This is a genomic window from Pseudomonas sp. S2_H01, from assembly GCF_054668305.1.
This window is the reverse complement of the sequence record NZ_CP162756.1, coordinates 6,225,179-6,241,384: the sequence shown is the minus strand read 5'-3', so window position 1 is coordinate 6,241,384 and position 16,206 is coordinate 6,225,179. Positions and strand designations below refer to the sequence as shown.

Annotated in this window: 17 protein-coding genes and 1 pseudogene; 10 read left to right on the top strand and 8 right to left on the bottom strand. The window is 59.8% G+C overall.

What is annotated here, in order from left to right; genetic code table 11:
• Positions 1 to 15 precede the first annotated feature (15 nt).
• The 4 genes from AB4N84_RS28100 to AB4N84_RS28085 all read left to right on the top strand — a co-directional run bounded on the left by AB4N84_RS28100 (position 16) and on the right by AB4N84_RS28085 (position 3,398).
• A complete protein-coding gene (locus AB4N84_RS28100; protein ID WP_460044254.1) occupies positions 16 to 576 on the top strand; it encodes an MSMEG_0567/Sll0786 family nitrogen starvation N-acetyltransferase in 561 nt (186 codons plus the stop codon).
• On the top strand, positions 569 to 1,609 hold the full coding sequence (locus AB4N84_RS28095) for a sll0787 family AIR synthase-like protein (RefSeq protein WP_460044253.1): 1,041 nt from the start codon (positions 569 to 571) through the stop codon (positions 1,607 to 1,609). The genes AB4N84_RS28100 and AB4N84_RS28095 overlap by 8 nt, the downstream gene beginning before the upstream one ends.
• 1 nt (position 1,610) lies before the next feature.
• The gene (locus tag AB4N84_RS28090) at positions 1,611 to 1,931 is read left to right on the top strand and encodes an MSMEG_0570 family nitrogen starvation response protein (RefSeq protein ID WP_460044252.1); all 321 of its coding nucleotides are present in this window, start codon (positions 1,611 to 1,613) and stop codon (positions 1,929 to 1,931) included.
• A 186-nt stretch (positions 1,932 to 2,117) separates the two neighbouring features.
• Positions 2,118 to 3,398, top strand: a complete 1,281-nt coding sequence (locus AB4N84_RS28085) for an MSMEG_0569 family flavin-dependent oxidoreductase (protein WP_460044251.1) — start codon at positions 2,118 to 2,120, stop codon at positions 3,396 to 3,398.
• A gap of 46 nt (positions 3,399 to 3,444) precedes the next feature.
• Here AB4N84_RS28085 and AB4N84_RS28080 read toward each other — a convergent pair whose 3' ends face one another.
• From AB4N84_RS28080 to AB4N84_RS28070, 3 genes and pseudogenes are all read right to left on the bottom strand, one after another.
• Entirely contained in the window at positions 3,445 to 3,741 is a 297-nt protein-coding gene (locus tag AB4N84_RS28080; protein WP_460044250.1) for an endonuclease/exonuclease/phosphatase family protein, read from the bottom strand.
• Between the two features lie 371 nt (positions 3,742 to 4,112).
• A pseudogene (locus tag AB4N84_RS28075) lies at positions 4,113 to 4,205 on the bottom strand (hypothetical protein); the annotation flags it as partial.
• Positions 4,206 to 4,855: 650 nt separating this feature from the next.
• The gene (locus tag AB4N84_RS28070; protein WP_460044249.1) at positions 4,856 to 5,701 is read right to left on the bottom strand and encodes a hypothetical protein; all 846 of its coding nucleotides are present in this window, start codon (positions 5,699 to 5,701) and stop codon (positions 4,856 to 4,858) included.
• Between the two features lie 250 nt (positions 5,702 to 5,951).
• On the opposite strand from AB4N84_RS28070, the gene AB4N84_RS28065 reads away from it, so the two are divergent.
• From AB4N84_RS28065 to AB4N84_RS28040, 6 genes are all read left to right on the top strand, one after another.
• Entirely contained in the window at positions 5,952 to 6,683 is a 732-nt protein-coding gene (locus AB4N84_RS28065; protein WP_074753241.1) for a GntR family transcriptional regulator, read from the top strand.
• 227 nt (positions 6,684 to 6,910) lie between these two features.
• Entirely contained in the window at positions 6,911 to 8,197 is a 1,287-nt protein-coding gene (locus tag AB4N84_RS28060; RefSeq protein WP_460044248.1) for an MFS transporter, read from the top strand.
• 57 nt (positions 8,198 to 8,254) lie between these two features.
• On the top strand, positions 8,255 to 9,100 hold the full coding sequence (locus AB4N84_RS28055; protein WP_460044247.1) for an amidohydrolase family protein: 846 nt from the start codon (positions 8,255 to 8,257) through the stop codon (positions 9,098 to 9,100).
• 395 nt (positions 9,101 to 9,495) lie between these two features.
• Positions 9,496 to 9,906, top strand: coding sequence for a PA0061/PA0062 family lipoprotein (locus tag AB4N84_RS28050; protein WP_460044245.1), 411 nt, complete (start codon positions 9,496 to 9,498; stop codon positions 9,904 to 9,906).
• A gap of 184 nt (positions 9,907 to 10,090) precedes the next feature.
• A complete protein-coding gene (locus tag AB4N84_RS28045; protein ID WP_074753237.1) occupies positions 10,091 to 10,819 on the top strand; it encodes a zeta toxin family protein in 729 nt (242 codons plus the stop codon).
• Entirely contained in the window at positions 10,806 to 10,964 is a 159-nt protein-coding gene (locus tag AB4N84_RS28040) for a hypothetical protein (RefSeq protein WP_167362069.1), read from the top strand. The genes AB4N84_RS28045 and AB4N84_RS28040 overlap by 14 nt, the downstream gene beginning before the upstream one ends.
• Before the next feature lie 46 nt (positions 10,965 to 11,010).
• On the opposite strand, the gene AB4N84_RS28035 is transcribed toward AB4N84_RS28040, so the two are convergent.
• The 5 genes from AB4N84_RS28035 to AB4N84_RS28015 all read right to left on the bottom strand — a co-directional run bounded on the left by AB4N84_RS28035 (position 11,011) and on the right by AB4N84_RS28015 (position 16,150).
• Positions 11,011 to 12,402 (bottom strand): sensor histidine kinase, encoded by a 1,392-nt coding sequence (locus AB4N84_RS28035; protein WP_460044244.1) that lies wholly within the window; start codon positions 12,400 to 12,402, stop codon positions 11,011 to 11,013.
• Positions 12,380 to 13,063, bottom strand: coding sequence for a response regulator transcription factor (locus AB4N84_RS28030; RefSeq protein WP_065988603.1), 684 nt, complete (start codon positions 13,061 to 13,063; stop codon positions 12,380 to 12,382). The genes AB4N84_RS28035 and AB4N84_RS28030 overlap by 23 nt, the downstream gene beginning before the upstream one ends.
• 212 nt (positions 13,064 to 13,275) lie before the next feature.
• Positions 13,276 to 14,214 carry a formate/nitrite transporter family protein gene (locus AB4N84_RS28025; RefSeq protein ID WP_460044243.1) on the bottom strand — a complete coding sequence of 313 codons (939 nt, stop codon included), beginning with the start codon at positions 14,212 to 14,214 and terminating at the stop codon, positions 13,276 to 13,278.
• A 241-nt stretch (positions 14,215 to 14,455) separates the two neighbouring features.
• Positions 14,456 to 15,106, bottom strand: a complete 651-nt coding sequence (pncA, locus tag AB4N84_RS28020; RefSeq protein ID WP_460044241.1) for a bifunctional nicotinamidase/pyrazinamidase — start codon at positions 15,104 to 15,106, stop codon at positions 14,456 to 14,458.
• 78 nt (positions 15,107 to 15,184) lie between these two features.
• Complete coding sequence (locus tag AB4N84_RS28015; protein ID WP_460044240.1) at positions 15,185 to 16,150, bottom strand: D-2-hydroxyacid dehydrogenase family protein; 966 nt, start codon at positions 16,148 to 16,150, stop codon at positions 15,185 to 15,187.
• Positions 16,151 to 16,206: the final 56 nt, after the last annotated feature.

The window sequence follows — 16,206 nt, the reverse complement described above, 5'->3', positions numbered from 1 at the left end:
CTCGGGAGACGGATCATGCAGAACCTGGCCTTTGCCCTTGTAGACAGCACCTTCGAACCCTTCCGTGCCGGTGAACTGGTGGTCAAGCCCGCCACGGAACACTGGGAAAAACAGGACTATTTCGCGTTGCGTCGGTCGGTGTTTTCCGATGAGCAGCAACTGCTGCCACAGGACAAGGACAGCCACGACTTTCAGGCCATTGCCATCGTGGCCCTGGCGGGCAGTTGCGGGATGGCGGATCAGGTGGTCGGCGCCGTTCGTATCTATCAGCGCGAGCCGGGACTGTGGTTCGGCGGGCGCTTATGCGTGGCCCAGGCTTACCGCCGTCACAGCATGATTGGCAAGGCACTGGTCAATGAGGCGGTCTCTCGGGCAAAAGACCTGGGCTGCGAAGTGTTCCACGCCACGGTGCAAGCGCCCAACGAGGCGTACTTTCATGCCCTGCAATGGCAGACGCTGGAGCACCTCGAACTGCTCGGCCAGCCGCACTGCCTGATGCAGGCCGACCTCGCGCGTTACCCGCTGATGCCGCGTCAGGTGTCGTTGCGTGCGTTGAAGGTGGCTCGCCATGACTGACTCGGTTGATTTGAGCGCACTGATGGACGTCCTGCGCAACACGCCGGCCATGCTGTCCAAACAGTCGATCCAGCAACCGGCCCGGGTGATAGGCCGCACTGAAAAACGGCTGACCCGGGCTCAGCTGTATGCGCTGCCCGGGGACGACACCGCGGCGATTGCGTGTGGCGATCATTTTCAGCTGCTGGCGATCGAAGGCATGCTGCCGGGCTTTGTCAAAGCCGCGCCCTGGTTCGCCGGTTGGTCGGCGGTCATGGCCAATGTCAGCGACATCACGGCCATGGGCGGACGCGCAACAGCGGTGGTCAATGCCTACTGGCACCACGACGATGCCGCCGCGCAGGAGATCCTCGCCGGCATCCGCGCGGCCTGCGACGCCTACGGCCTCATGCTGGCGGGCGGGCACACCAGCCTTTCAGAGCACAACCCAACGGCGCTGGCGGTGGCGATCACCGGTGTTGCCAGCAAGCTGCTGTCGACCTTGCACGTCAAGCCGGGTCAGGTGATCGCCATGGCGGTGGATCTGGAAGGCGATTGGCATGCCGACAGCACCTACTGGAAAGCCTTCGAAGGTGTACCCGCCGAGCGTCTGCGCAGCAAGCTGGAAGTCCTGCCGCGACTGGCCGAAGCGCAGTGGCTGCACGCCGCCAAGGACATCAGCAATGCCGGCGTGTTGGGCAGCTTGTTGATGCTGCTGGAGACCACCGGTTGCGGCGCAGACATCGATTTGCAACGGCTGCCGTGCCCCAACGATGCCGACGCTGATTTCGACTGGGCCCGCTGGCTGCAAGTGTTCCCCAGCTACGGCTTTCTCATGACCCTGGACGAAGCCGACTGGCCCAATGTTCAGGCGGCGTTCGCCTTTGAGGGCCTGCGCTGCGAGCGCATTGGCAGCGTCACCGACAGCGCCGAGCTCACGGTGCAACACGGCCTCCAGCGCCGCACGTTCTGGGACCTCAACGAGCAGCCGTTCACCGGATTCAGTTATCGCGATCTCGACCTTTCCCCTTTGACTACCCATCAGGAGCACTGACATGCCTGCCGTCAATTTCAAGATTCGCTGGCCCAACGGCAAAGAGGCCGCCGGCTATTCGCCTTCCACGGTGATCTACGAGCACTTGCAGGAGGGCGCCCGTTACCCGCTCGCGGAGTTTCTGCAGCGCATCGAAGGGGGCCTGAACAACGCGTCCGAGCGGGTGAAGGAGGTCAAGGGCTTCTACTGCAGTTCGGCCATGGACACCCTGAGTTCGCTCAAGGGTCAGGCTCACTATCAAGAGGACGGGCCGGTGGAAATTCTCAGCATGCGCACCGAAGGCGGTGGCCGGGTGACGGGCGCCGGGTGGAGTTCTTTTTGATTCAACACGATCCCCTGTGGGAGCGAATTCATTCGCGAGCGGCCGGTACATCCGAACCCTTTCGGTTGGTTGCAACACTGCGTCGCGAATGAATTCGCTCCCACAGAAAGATCGCGACTCTGCCGCACAAATTTCCGTAGCCCATACATGTTGACTTTCATGATTTGCACCCTGGAGACCCCGACCATGCCCACCTCAATCACTTCCCTCAAAACACCCCACCACAGCGTCATCGTCGTTGGCGGCGGGCAGGCCGGGTTGTCGGCCAGTTACTACCTGCAACAGCAGGGCGTCGACCATCTGGTGCTGGAGAAACACAGCTTGACCCACACCTGGCGCAACCAGCGCTGGGACGCTTTCAGCCTGGTCACGCCGAACTGGCAGTGCGCGTTGCCGGGTTATCGCTACAGCGAGGAACATGGCGGCAAGGACCCTCACGGGTTCATGAAGAAAGACCAGATCAACGACTACCTCGCCGGCTTCGTCAAGGCGGTCAACGCTCCGGTTCGGGAAGGGGTTGCCGTCAGGCGTGTAATCCCGCGTGCCGCCGGTGGCTTTGAGGTGCACACCTCCCATGGCGAGTTCACCGCCGATCAGGTGATCTGCGCGTCTGGCGGTTATCACACGCCCATCATTCCGCGTCTGGCCGAGCGTCTGCCGGTCGGTATCACCCAGATTCATTCCGAGCAATACCGCAATCCTCAAGCCCTGCCGCAAGGTAACGTGCTGGTCGTCGGTTCCGGTCAGTCGGGCGCGCAGATCGCCGAAGACCTGCATCTGGCAGGCCGCAAGGTCTATCTGGCAGTGGGCGATGCACCCCGCTGCGCGCGTTTCTATCGCGGCAAGGACGTGGTCGACTGGCTCGCAGAAATGGGTTACTACCAGATCGGCGTCGACACCCATCCGCTGCGCGAAGGCGTGCGTGACAACACCAACCACTACGTGACCGGACGCGACGGCGGGCGTGACATTGACCTGCGCAAGTTCGCCCTCGAAGGCATGGAATTGTTCGGCCGACTGGAAGGGTTGCAGGGCGACGTGCTGCAGTTCTCCGGCAACCTGAGTGAAAGCCTCGACAGCGCCGACGCGGTCTATAACCGGATCAACGGCTCCATCGATAAATACATCGCCGAACATGGCATCGACGCGCCTGCAGGCGAGCGTTACGAGCCGGTGTGGGTGCCATCGCAGGAGCGTGGCGAACTGAATCTGGCGGAGCAGGGCATCACCAGCATTATCTGGTGCATTGGCTTTACCCCGGACTTCACGTGGGTCGAAGCGCCGGTGTTTAACGGTCGAGGCCATCCGGGGCACGTGCGAGGCGTGACGGCGCAGCCTGGCCTGTATTTCCTCGGCCTGCCGTGGCTGTACACCTGGGGCTCGGGCCGTTTCTCGGGCGTGGCACGGGACGCGGAGTATGTGGTGGAGCATCTTGTGCGCGCTCAGGCCAAGCACAAGGTGGCTTGAGTGGGTGAGACCGTGTCGGTCCTGCTGACACGGTCTCGGCAAGCGGTTACGGGAAGCTGAACTCGAAGCTTGCCGCGCGATGGTCCGACGGTCCCGGTTCGTTCACCGTGCCCGTGGGCGTCATGGCGGTCGTCCCGTTGGTCACCGCGTAATCGAGCATGTTCTGCGGGGCAGTGCTGGGGTGAGTGGCGCTTGTGGACTGCACCAGTTGTGCGATATCGGGAGGCGATACCCAGTTCCCGCGCCTGGCGGGAAACGCTGGGTCGGGTTCCCTCGGATCCCTGTTGAAATCACCCACCACCGCGAACCGCGTAGGTGTATACCAACTGATCTCCCTGAGCATGCGCGGGGCGTTAACACCCCCTCCCGAGATGGCGTGAAAGTTAAAGACCGTAACGGTTTCCGTCGAGACACCCGAGACGCTGGACCTGCGTATCTCCAGCCCGAGCGCTGGCCGATACGTCGGGGCACCCTGCGCATCGGGAGGCCGTCGGAAATGACCACCGGACCGATGATGTTGATGTCTCGATAGTCGGCGACGAGTATGGCGAGGTTGACTCTGAAGCGACCTACATTGAAAAAGAACACTTGATACTGCTCAGAGCGCGAGGTGGTTCCTGCCTCCCACAAATAGTGCTGGACGGTGTGCGGGTAGCCGAATTGGTCCATGAGGGTTATGTCCTCAACATGGTGCGCGGACGCCGGGCGAACCCCTGCTTCCTGCAGCGCCACAACGTCATTGCTGCGCGCCAGCGCCAACACCTGATTGCGCCATTTGGTGTCGGTCGCCTCCGATGAGCCCTGCATGTTCCAGGTCGCTACCCGCAACGGCCTGCCCGCCACTCCCGGCAATCTGCCTACCTCTATCTGCAAACCATTGGGTCTTTCAAGAATCCGCACATGGTGATAGTCCCTGATAGCGCCGTGCAGTCGAATATGCGCATGCCAAGGGCCATAAGCGGCGCCCACGATGATCTGCAGCATTCTCAAGGCGTCCGCGTGATCCAGTCGTTCAGGACCCGAGGGTGCCCGCAGCCCGTTCATGATGAAGGCGTGGTGGAGGTGGTAAAGCAGTACCAGCAATGAGCGACCCTGTTGAGGTGCCCCGGAAGCGACGGCTTGAATGATGTCGGCTTCGTGGTACAGCCGACGAAAGAGGGAGGTCACCGCATCGGAATAATCGAGTTGAAGGCGGTCGTTGTCACTGCGCATATAGTTCAGTGACAAGAAGTAACAGAGGTAGCCGGCGGTGTGTGTTGCGCCGGACGGGTCCGTCTGAAACTGGTGGAATATATTAATGATCACGACCTCCAGTTGCGTTTGAAAGTCGGCCGCTGAAAGGGGGGGCGCCAGTTGTTGCTCAATGTAGTTGCGAATACGCGGGTGCACGGGCATTTGGATGTTCTCTGCGTCGGTGATACGGGACTCTGAGCGTGTGTGCAGGCGGAGCTGCCGGGTCACTTCGCACCTGAATAAAGAGCGGTCAGAAACCCGTCCTGCACTGCCAGCGCCGGGCTTGCCGTATCACACTTCAAGGACGTACTCGGTACCAGTGGGCTGACTGCGTTACCGTCATAGGCATATTGGTGAAGAACATGGGAAGCATCGGTGTAAATCAGCTTGAGCAACCCGTTGTGCACCGCAATGCCCGGTGAGTGCGCGTACTGTCTGGCGATCAATCGCGCAGGCCCGCTCCAGGCGCCTCCGTCGTTTTTTTGCAGGTGGCTTTCGCCGCTGACGTCGTCCTGATAAATGAGGTGGATCAGATTTTGATAGGTGATAGCCACCGGGCTTAGTTCGGTAACCGCCGTGTTGACGCCATCTGTTTTTATGATCGGCTGTGCTGTCCAATCGCGTACGTCGGTGGTTCGCTGGTGATAGATGTTCCTGCCCGATGGCCCTTTGTAAAACATGTGCAACACGCCGTTCAACTCGGCGAACGCCGGTGTCTCCGTCACGACGACATCGAGTTGGTCAGTTTGTTTGAACTTGCCCAGGCCTTCGTCATATGTGCACACGTAGGTGACATCGTTTGCGGCTTTATAGAACAGGTAAAGCGTGCCGTTGAACGACGCCAGTGAAGGAAGTTCGATAGCGCTCATTCTGCTTTGGGGTTCCGGGCTCTGCCAGGCTTCACCCTGGGGTTTTTTGATGAGGTGCACACGGCCGAAAGTGTCTGCGCGGTAGACGCAATACAGCGTGCCGTTATGAACGGTTGCCCTGCAGCCCGCTGCAATATTGGGGGCTATTGAAGTGGAGCCGCTCAAAATACCCTGGCTGTTGGTAGTGACTTGCAGATTCATGATGGTCTCGTGACTTGTGAGAGGAACCGCGACGTAATCTCGAATCTGAAGATGGGCATATCGGACGGGAGAGAGGGGAGGTGTAGGAGAACCTGACGCTGCCGGTAAGCTTCGCTGATCCCGGTGCGATGTGTCACGCGGTGGGCTGCAGTCGGAATTTGACCAGCGTCACTTGACGGCTTTTTGTAACGGGACAATACTTCGCTCAGATTCATATAGATGACTACATAACTACAACAGCGAAGCGCCTATGAACCGTCTATCCAGTGATGTCCGTCTGCCGCTCTACCAACGTCTGCGTGATCAATTGGCTGAGCAGATCGCCAATAATCGCTGGCGTCCGGGTGAAGCCATTCCTACCGAAGCCGCTTTGTCGAGCGAGTATTGCCTGTCCACCGGCACGGTGCGCAAGGCCATCGACATGTTGGTCAATGAGAACATTCTGGAGCGCCAGCAGGGGCGGGGCACGTTCATTCGTCGCCCGCAGTTCCAGTCTTCGCTGTTCCGTTTCTTCCGTTTTCAGAGCGTGTCCGGCGAGCGTCAGGTGCCGGAGAGCCGCATTCTGTCCATTGAGCCGGTGACGGCGCCGTCCGCTGTGTCCCAGGCGTTGGGGCTGCCGCTCGACGCGCCGGTGATTCGCATGATCCGCTTGCGTCTGCTGGACGCCCAGCCAGTGCTGGCCGAAGAAATCTGGCTGCCACAGGTTCAATTCCAGACCCTGCTGGACACTGATCTGAGTCGGCACGGCCCGTTGTTGTACCCCATCTACGAGGAGCTTTGCGGCCAGGTGGTGGCCTATGCGGAAGAGACATTGACCGCCGAGTCGATCAACGAGGTGCATGCGCGCTTGCTGCAAGTGCCGGTCAACAGCGCGGTGGTGGTGATCGAGCGCCTGGCCCGCAATTACGCTGGTGAGCCACTGGAATGGCGCCGGTCGCGCGGTCACGCCAGCCATTTCCGCTACAGCGTTGATATTCGATAACACGGCCCGTCCGGTTACATGCGAACTGGCCAGGCATCGCTGATCTTGTGGGCGCGAACTCATTCGCGAGAGGCCATCGGGATCAAGACAACTCTGCCGTTTGGAAGATCATTCGCGAATGAATTCGCTCCCACAGGAACGCGTTCGCCACAGGGATTTGCATAAAGCCCGTCATTGAGAGCGGGCTCAAACAACTGCCGCTTCACACCTTCATAAGGACAAGAATCATGTTCAACTGGTATCGCCAAGTCACTCCTCGGGAGCGTAAAACGTTCTGGGCCTGTTTCGGCGGATGGTCGCTGGACGCCCTTGAAGTCCAGATGTTCGGTCTGGCCATCCCGGCACTGATCGCCGCTTTCGCCTTGAGCAAGGGCGATGCAGGCCTGATCAGCGGTGTGACGTTGGTCACCTCGGCCCTGGGCGGTTGGGTCGGCGGGACGCTGTCTGACCGGTACGGTCGCGTGCGCACCCTGCAATGGATGATCCTCTGGTTCTCGTTTTTCACCTTTCTGTCCGCGTTCGTCACCGGCTTCAGTTCGCTGCTGGTGGTCAAGGCCTTGCAGGGCTTCGGCATCGGCGGTGAATGGGCGGCCGGCGCGGTGCTGATGGCTGAAACCATCAACCCGAAATACCGTGGCAAGGTCATGGGCACTGTGCAGAGCGCATGGGCCGTGGGCTGGGGCCTGGCGGTGGGCGTGTTCACACTGATTTATTCGTTCGTGCCACAGGACATGGCCTGGCGCGTGATGTTCCTGGTCGGCCTGCTGCCATCGCTGCTGATCATCTGGGTGCGTCGCAATGTCGAAGAGCCCGACAGCTTCCAGCGCCTGCAGAAAGAGAAAGCCATTGCGCAGAGCTTCTTCAAATCCCTGGCCGGCATCTTCCGTCCTGAACTGATCCGCGTGACGCTGCTCGGCGGCTTGCTTGGCCTTGGTGCTCACGGCGGTTACCACGCGGTCATGACCTGGCTCCCCACCTTCCTGAAAACCGAACGCAACCTGTCGGTGCTCAACTCCGGCGGTTATCTGGCCGTGATCATCGTTGCCTTCTGGTGCGGCTGTGTGGCCAGTGGTTTTCTGATTGACCGCATCGGGCGTCGCATGAACATCGTGCTGTTCGCCCTGTGCTGCGTCATCACCGTGCAGTGCTACGTGTTCCTGCCGCTGACCAACACCCAGATGCTGTTCCTCGGATTCCCGCTGGGCTTCTTCGCGGCAGGCATCCCGGCCAGCCTCGGCGCGTTGTTCAACGAACTCTATCCGGCCGACGTGCGCGGGGCAGGGGTGGGCTTTTGCTACAACTTCGGCCGTGTGCTGTCGTCAGTGTTCCCGTTTCTGGTCGGCCACATGAGTGAGTCGATGTCGCTGGGTTCGGCGATCGGCATCGACGCTGGCATCGCCTACGGCGTGGCTGTGATTGCCGCCCTTTGCCTGCCGGAAACCCGTGGCCGCAGTCTGGAAAACAGCCCCGCCGCCGCACAAGGCTCAGTCAGCAGCGAAACCGCTCGCGCCTGATGCGTTTTACCTGCGCGGTGTGCATTGCACCGCGCTTTTCTTCGATAGATGAGACCCATGTCCGATACCTTTCCCGCGTCGATTCTAGGCATCGACGGCCACGCACACGTATTCAGCAGGGAGCTGGATCTGACATCGGCACGACGCTATTCACCTGATTACGACGCCACCCTGGCGATGTATCAACACAACCTGCAGAGCCATGGACTGAGCCATGGCGTGCTGGTGCAGCCGAGTTTTCTCGGCACCGATAACCGCTACCTGCTCAATGCCTTGCGCCAAGCGCCGGAGCAGTTGCGCGGCGTGGTGGTGGTTGACCGCCAGATCAGCCGCAGTGAACTGGACGAGATGGACCGCCTGGGCGTGGTCGGTATTCGTCTGAACCTGATGGGCAAGGCGCTGCCGGATTTTTCCGTGCCTCAGTGGGCCGTGCTGTTCAGTTACATTGCCGAGCTGGACTGGCACGTCGAACTGCATCGTCATGTTGCTGATTTACCGGGTTTGATCCGAGCCTTGATGCCCTTTGGCGTGAAGGTCGTCATCGACCATTTCGGTCGGCCGGATGCGCGGCTGGGCCTCGACCAGCCGGGGTTTCGCGAGCTGCTCGAACTGGGCCTAGGCGGGCGCTTATGGATGAAGGTCTCCGGCATTTATCGACTCGAAGGCAGCGAACAGGAGAACCTCGATTTCTCCCGTGCCGCCTTGCCGTTGTTGCTCCAGAGCTTTGGTCAGCAGCGCCTGGTCTGGGGCAGTGACTGGCCTCACACTCAACATGAAAACCGCGTGAGTTATGGTTCTGTGGTCGAGCAGTTGCGGGCGTTGGACTGCTCGCCGCAAGTGATGCGCTCCTTGCTGATCGAAGCGCCGCAGGTGTTGTTTGATTTTATGGTGGTTGAAGCGTGAGCTGAACCCCGATTTCTGAATGCGGATGACCCTGTGGGAGATTCTATGGTTCTCAAAACAGGGGTGTCTGTCCGCATGCGTCACATTCCGGATGACGCAGAGCGTCATTGAATGTGTTCCCACGCGCAGCGTGGGAACAATCAGTGATGGGCATTCTGGCGGGCTTGTCTCGCCGTCCACCGACACCGATTTGTATGCAGTAGCAGCGTTCTCAGCGCAGTTTTGGTGCGGGCGCCTAACAGGCGGCTTTCAGCCGGATGAACAAATGGTTAGTCCGGCACACAAGGCGCTTTCATCGGGGATTCATTTGTTGTTCATCCAGCGCACGCGCAGCCTTGATCCATCGAAATTCACCCTGCGCCACAGGGACCTTTTCAACTGCCGAGGGTTGTGTCATGAACGCCAAATCATTGCTGCTTGTTCCCCTGTTGGGTCTGGTTGCTGTCCTTTCTGCCTGCGCGGGCCCGATGCCTAAGGCTGACCCGGGTGAGGCGTGGATCGGCTTGCAGGAAGAGCCTTCCGGCGTGTTGATGGCGGAGGATCTGGACGGAAAACGCTTGAATGACGGCCGCTATTTCGACGTGAAACCTGGGGCGCACACGCTGGATGTCGAGTTGATCGTCGCGGGCAACGGTGATGACGGGCAGATGAATTGTGGGGCAGGTATCCGCTTTCACCAGTTCAAGGCCGGTGAGCATTACAAACTCGTGGAGTCGAGTCTGGGCGAGGAGTATCGGGTGAAGCTTGAGGATTCGAGCGGGCATCAGATCGGGCAGAGCAAGGATTTCACCTGCATGCCGGGGTGAACTGACATTTCTTTCATCAATGGTTTTTATTGAGCCCCTGGCGGAAACGTCATGGGCTTTTTTGTGAATGGTCCCCAACGCGTCCTGTTTCGTTTTGTTGCGTCGGATAGGCGCGTCCAAAGCGATCACCAATAATCCCCACCGATTGACGCATGATGAACTCAACGAAAGGAAGCTGAGGGCAATGGGGCCAGATGATCAGAGAATTGCGGATGAGGCGCTGCTATTCGCTAAAGCAAATAGAAGGGAGATTGCGAAGAGGCTGACAGATACTTCGATTTATGTTCCGGAAGAGTATCCCGTCTCTATATTTATGGCAGGCTCGCCCGGAGCGGGCAAGACAGAGGCTTCGTTGGAGTTTCTGGCCAGGTTCGAAGCCAGATCGGTTCGAATCGACCCTGATTTGTTGAGGGCTGAAATACCTGCCTACACAGGAGGCAATTCTTGTCTGTTCCAGCGTGCCGTTTCGGTTTTGGTGGACAAACTTCACGACCAGGTTTTGAAGCAAAATCAGTCGTTCCTGTTGGATGGCACGTCGGCGAACTTCGAGACGGTAGCTCGTAATATTCGCAGGTCTTTAAGGAAGGGCCGATTCGTCCTGATTTTGTACGTTTATCAAGACCCTAAATTGGCATGGAGGTTTGTGACTGCAAGAGAGCAGGTAGAGGGCCGTAACATTCCTTTGAGTGAGTTTATCCGACAGTATTTCAGCGCCCGCAACGTTGTGAACCGACTCAAGATAGAGTTCGGTCATGCGGTCACGGTCGACCTTTTTATTAAAAATGAGAGCGGCTCAACGCGCTTCTACAAGGAGAATATCCAGCGAATTGACGATCACGTACCTGAAATCTATGATCAAACCTCGCTTGAAAGGACGCTGGACGACATGAGGGATATCAATGAACCCGTCTGAAAAGAACGCTCAGGAAATGAAGAGGTCGTTGTCGGACTTCGTGCGCAACGCAACCTCCGAAGAAAAGGAACGCGTTTATCAGGAGGTCATGAAGAAGGCGTGGGAGCGGCAGGACCGGATCATCGAGAAAGCCCGGAACATGTGACGTGAAATCCATACAACAAAGCCGCCGATGAGGCGGCTTTGTTGCATCACCCCAACGCCAATACCTGCCGACACTCAAGCACCAGGCTTGCACCCCCGGACGGGCTGTTTCCGATACGCAGCTTGAAGCCGTGCAGGTTGACGATCGCCGCGACGATAGACAGCCCAAGCCCAAACCCGCTCTGTTGATTACCGGTTTCGCTGCGATAGAACCGCTTGAACACGGCCTCACGTTCGGCGTCGGGAATGCCGGGCCCGGTGTCCTGGACTTCGATGAACGTGGTGTCGCCTTCGGCCCGGGCGATGAGCAAAACCTGGCCGCCCGGCGGGGTGAACTTGATCGAGTTGCTGAGCAGATTGGACAGTGCTTCGAACAGCAGGGCCCGGTCACCGATAACAGGCGGCAGCTGTTCGGCCATTTTCAGTTGAAGTGCGATGCGACCTTCTTCCGCCAGTGGCAGGTAGAAGTCGTACAGCTCGTGCAGCAACGGCACAGGGTCCATTTGACCGAACGCTGAACGGCGCTGATGATCTTCCAGTTCCGAAATCCGCAGCAGGCCCCGAAAACGTGCCATCAGAGTGTCGGCGTCGGCGATCACCTGCGCCATTTGTTCACCTTGAGGCGAGTCTTCGGCGGACTGCTGTTGAATGCGGTACAACTGCGCGCGCAGGCGGGTGAGCGGGGTGCGCAGGTCGTGGGCAATGTTGTCGCAGACCCCTTTGACCTCGTTCATCAGGCGTTCGATACGGTCGAGCATGGCGTTGACGATGTCCGCCAGCATGTCCAGTTCGTCGCGCCGGTTCGAGACCGGCAAGCGTTTGGTCAGGTCGCCCGTGACGATGGCCTCGGCGCTGGCCTGGATCGCCCCGATACGCCGCAGCGGTCGCTGACGTAACAGATGCCAGCCCAGTGCGCCGGGAATGATCGTCAACGAGACGCCCCACAACAACGCGCGCAGGATCAGCGTGGTCACGGCAAACAGCGAGCCGTTGTCGCGGACCAGCACCAGCCAGCGGTTGTCCATGGTGTGGATCGCGACGGCATCGCAGCTGGCACGTGGCAGGTCCGGGTCGTCGGAGTCGATGCAGGTGTCCAGCTCCTGAATCTCGCCGGTGAGTTTCAAGCCTTCGGGAATCTCGTGGACGGGGCCGCTGATCGGCTTCAAATCCTTATCAAACAGGCCGTAGGCGTCGACGGAGCGGATGTCGAATTTATCGCTGGTGTGCAGGGCATCGTCCAGCTGCGCGCCTTCGAAGCGCGAGAACAGCTGTTGACGTTGCATCAGGGAATGCCGGGCGAGGGTATTGAGGTAACTGGTGACTTCCCAGTACAGCACCCCCATGAGGATGCTGCTCCAGGCCACGAACAGAAAACTGTAGAGCGCCAGCAGACGGCTGCTGGAGGAGCGCCAGCCCTTAGACGGGTTCGGCAATGACATAACCTGAGCCTCGAACGGTACGTATCAGCGGCGTCAGGGTAGGGGGATCGATTTTCTTGCGCAAGCGACCGATGTGCACGTCGATCAGGTTGGTGCCAGGGTCGAAGTGATACCCCCAGACTTCTTCAAAGATCATCATGCGGGTGATGATCTGGCCGCTGTTGCGCATCAGGAATTCCAGCAGCTTGTATTCGGTCGGCAGCAGGTTCAGTGGCTGGCCGGCGCGGCTGGCCTCGCGGGTGATGAGGTTCAATTCCAGGTCCGCGACCTTGAGCATGGTTTCGGCCTGGGTCACCGGGTTGCTGCGGCGCAGCAGAACCTCAACGCGGGCGGCCATTTCATCGGAAGCGAAGGGTTTGGACAGGTAATCATCACCGCCGGCACGCAGGCCGCGGACACGCTCGTCGACGTCGGACAGGGCGCTGATCATCAGGATTGGCGTGGCAATCCCCAGCGCGCGCATGGTCGTGACAATGGCCAGGCCGTCGACTTCGGGGAGCATGCGGTCCAGGGTGATCAGGTCGTAGTCGCCGCTGACCGCCCGCACCAGGCCTTCACGGCCATTGTCGACCCAATCCACTTGAAGGCCATGGCTGCTGAGTTCGGCAACGATTTCCTTGGCGGTGACGGCATCGTCTTCGATTGTCAGGATTCGGGTCATTGAGATGTCTGAACCACGTAGTGACTGAAGGCTGTATTTTGCCTTTAAACGTAGCCGGTATTTCTTAAAAATAATTTAAGAAGGTCCAGGTGACTTGTCTTTCCAGATAACACCGACTGGTAGGAGCGCGCTTGCCCGCGATTGCGGTGTGTCATGCGACAACAATGAGGCAGACCTACCGCATTCGCGGGCAAGCGCGCTCCTACAGGTTCTCAAGTGCCCTTACGCGCTGCATCACCCTTGCGTTCTGTGTCCTCGCGATCCGGGACAGCTCGTTGTTTTTTCCGCAGTGACTGCTTCTGCGACGTCTGCTTCTTCGGTGTACCACTCTCGCTGCGGATCTGCGCGTGGCTGATCAAGGCAAAGATAAAGCTGCCGCCAATGATGTTCCCGGCCAGCGTCGGGCCGGCGAATACCATCCAGAAGTCCTTCCACGGCAGTTCGCCGGCGAACACCAGATAAGACACTTCGGCCGAACCGACCACGATGTGGGTGAAGTCGCCCAGGGCCATCAGGTAGGTGATCATCACGATGATCGCGACTTTGGCTGCTTCCATGGATGCGATCATCCAGACCATCGTGGCGATCATCCAGCCTGAAATAATGCCCTTGGCAAACATGGTGCCGACATCGTTTTCCATGACCTTGCGGCCAATTTCCAGGAAGGCCAGGTCAGTCTTGCTGTCGAAAATCGGCAAGTGCAGCATGACGTAAGCCACCAGCAAGGTGCCGCACAGGTTGCCGACCAACACCACCGACCACAGCCGCAGCAGGCGACCGATGTTGCTGAGGGTGAATTTGGTCATCACCGGCAGAACCGCCGTGATGGTGTTTTCAGTGAACAGTTGCTGGCGCGCCAGGATGACCGCCAGAAAGCCTGCGCTGTAACCGAGGCTGGCGATGGCGTGAAAGCCCTCGCCATCCGGCAGCCTGGAGTTGAGCAACCCCATGGCCATCAGGGACAACCCCATGGTCAGGCCCGCTGCCAGCGCCGACCAGAACAGCGCCGCGACATTGCGCTCCAGTTCCTGATCGCCCTGCATGCGGATGGTCTCGTGCAGGACGGCGGCCCGAGGCGGCTGGTTTTCGTCGATGTCGCGTTCTTCTTCGGGCGTCAGGCCCGGGGTCTTGCCGTCTTGTTCGCTGTCCATGGTCGATCTCGGTGTTCTTCGGGGAGGGAACGGCCCGTGCTGCCCGCTGGGGTCTGTGCCGTGCTGAAGGTTCAGACCCATTGGCTTCAGAGTCGTTCGCCAAGACCCAGCCGACTGCACGCTCGCTTTGTAGGAGCGCGCTTGCCCGCGATGGGACTGTGTCAGGCGCCGACCCTTTCGCAGGCATACCGCGCTCGTCCGGAGGCAGTCCAGACCAAGCGCGCTTCTACAGAGGCAGGGCTTATGCCGTCAGCTCGGCACTGTCGATCCGAACCACACCCGCCGCAGCCAGATCCTTCCACGCGGTGTCCAGCGAACCGTTGAGATCGATGGCCTTGCACGCGTCGGCAATGATCCAGGTATTGAACCCCGCCGCTCGTGCATCCAGCGCTGACCAGGCGACGCAGAAGTCCAGTGCCAGTCCGACCACGAAGACGCTGTCGATGCCACGCTCCTTGAGGTACCCGGCCAGTCCGGTCTGGGTGGTGCGGTCTGCTTCGACGAATGCCGAGTAGCTGTCGATCCCCGCGTTACAGCCTTTTCTCAGTATCAGCTGGGCGTGCGCGATGTCGAGGTCGGCATGCAACTGGGCGCCATGGGTGCCCTGGACGCAGTGGTCCGGCCACAGGGTCTGAGGACCATAGGGCAGGGTGATGCTGTCGAACGGGGCGCGTCCGGCGTGGCTGGAGGCAAACGAGATGTGGTCGACCGGGTGCCAATCCTGGGTGATCACCACGTTGCGAAATTGCGCGCCGAGGCGGTTGATCAAGGGCACCAGCGTGTCGCCCGCCGCAACGGCCAGCGCGCCACCGGGCATGAAGTCGTATTGCATGTCGATGACCAGCAGCGCGCTGCGTGGGTCAGAGGGCAAGCGATTGAGGGAAGCGGTCATCAGCCATGTCCTTGATGAAGTGTTTGAATCAATTGCAGCCCTGTGGGAACCGACTCCCACAGGGGGTGCCCGGTGCCGTCAGGCGAACACACGAATCGGCGCGCCCGCATGCCAGGCCTGGATGTCCTCGATCATCTGACTGAAGAACATCCGGTAGTTGTTTTCCGTGACGTAACCCACGTGCGGCGTGGCCAGCAGGTTGGGCAAGGTGCGGAACGGGTGATCGCCCGGTAATGGCTCGACGCTGTACACGTCCAGTGCGGCGCCAGCGATTTTTTTCTGTTTGAGCACGTCGATCAGCGCGTCTTCGTCAACGATCGGCCCGCGCGCGGTGTTCACCAGATACGCGGTCGGTTTCATGCGGTTCAACGATTCGGCGTCCACCAGGCCTCGGCTGCGATCACTGAGGACCAGGTTCACCGAAATCACGTCCGATTGCTCGAACAGTGCCTGCTTGCTCACGTAGGTCACGCCGTGTTCGGCGGCACGCTCAGCGGTCAGGTTTTCGCTCCAGGCGATGACCTTCATGTCAAACGCCAGGGCGTAGCGGGCGATTTTCTGGCCGATGCTGCCCAGCCCGACGATACCCAGCGTCTTGCCGTACAAGTCGCTGCCGATCCCGGTCTGCCATTGGCCGGCACGCAGAGAGTTGGCTTCGTCGACGATATTGCGCGTGACGGCCATGATCAGTGCCCAGGTCAGTTCCGGGGCGGCGTATTTGTAGCTTTCGGTGCCCGCCACGGTGATGCCCAGACGTGCCGCAGCCTTGAGGTCCAGCGCCGCATTACGCATGCCGCCGGTGACCAGCAGTTTGAGATTGGGCAGTTGACTGAGCAGGGCGTCGTCGAAGGTCGTGCGTTCGCGCATCACGCAGATCACGCTGAAATCTTTCAAACGGGCGACCAGGGTCGCGGTGTCGGCAGGATAATCGTGAAGGAAGCTGACCTCGCCGATGGGTTTGAGCACTGTCCAGTCCACGACATGTTCAGCCACGGATTGCCAGTCATCGAGCACGGCGATTCTCAGCGGGGAACCCTGAGTCATATCAGTTAGGCCTCGTTCAAGGAGCGCATTGGATGTGTGGCGCACACAGTACGCCT

Bases quoted from the DNA above. Each gene is read 5' to 3' on its own strand.
- AB4N84_RS28045 (WP_074753237.1), top strand. From the start codon at position 10,091: ATGGGGCCAGATGATCAGAGAATTGCGGATGAGGCGCTGCTATTCGCT.
- AB4N84_RS28080 (WP_460044250.1), bottom strand. From the start codon at position 3,741: ATGCTCAGGGAGATCAGTTGGTATACACCTACGCGGTTCGCGGTGGTG.
- AB4N84_RS28100 (WP_460044254.1), top strand. From the start codon at position 16: ATGCAGAACCTGGCCTTTGCCCTTGTAGACAGCACCTTCGAACCCTTC.
- AB4N84_RS28015 (WP_460044240.1), bottom strand. From the start codon at position 16,150: ATGACTCAGGGTTCCCCGCTGAGAATCGCCGTGCTCGATGACTGGCAA.
- AB4N84_RS28050 (WP_460044245.1), top strand. From the start codon at position 9,496: ATGAACGCCAAATCATTGCTGCTTGTTCCCCTGTTGGGTCTGGTTGCT.
- AB4N84_RS28025 (WP_460044243.1), bottom strand. From the start codon at position 14,214: ATGGACAGCGAACAAGACGGCAAGACCCCGGGCCTGACGCCCGAAGAA.
- AB4N84_RS28060 (WP_460044248.1), top strand. From the start codon at position 6,911: ATGTTCAACTGGTATCGCCAAGTCACTCCTCGGGAGCGTAAAACGTTC.
- AB4N84_RS28030 (WP_065988603.1), bottom strand. From the start codon at position 13,063: ATGACCCGAATCCTGACAATCGAAGACGATGCCGTCACCGCCAAGGAA.
- AB4N84_RS28085 (WP_460044251.1), top strand. From the start codon at position 2,118: ATGCCCACCTCAATCACTTCCCTCAAAACACCCCACCACAGCGTCATC.
- AB4N84_RS28065 (WP_074753241.1), top strand. From the start codon at position 5,952: ATGAACCGTCTATCCAGTGATGTCCGTCTGCCGCTCTACCAACGTCTG.
- pncA (WP_460044241.1), bottom strand. From the start codon at position 15,106: ATGACCGCTTCCCTCAATCGCTTGCCCTCTGACCCACGCAGCGCGCTG.
- AB4N84_RS28035 (WP_460044244.1), bottom strand. From the start codon at position 12,402: ATGTCATTGCCGAACCCGTCTAAGGGCTGGCGCTCCTCCAGCAGCCGT.
- AB4N84_RS28095 (WP_460044253.1), top strand. From the start codon at position 569: ATGACTGACTCGGTTGATTTGAGCGCACTGATGGACGTCCTGCGCAAC.
- AB4N84_RS28055 (WP_460044247.1), top strand. From the start codon at position 8,255: ATGTCCGATACCTTTCCCGCGTCGATTCTAGGCATCGACGGCCACGCA.
- AB4N84_RS28040 (WP_167362069.1), top strand. From the start codon at position 10,806: ATGAACCCGTCTGAAAAGAACGCTCAGGAAATGAAGAGGTCGTTGTCG.
- AB4N84_RS28090 (WP_460044252.1), top strand. From the start codon at position 1,611: ATGCCTGCCGTCAATTTCAAGATTCGCTGGCCCAACGGCAAAGAGGCC.
- AB4N84_RS28070 (WP_460044249.1), bottom strand. From the start codon at position 5,701: ATGAATCTGCAAGTCACTACCAACAGCCAGGGTATTTTGAGCGGCTCC.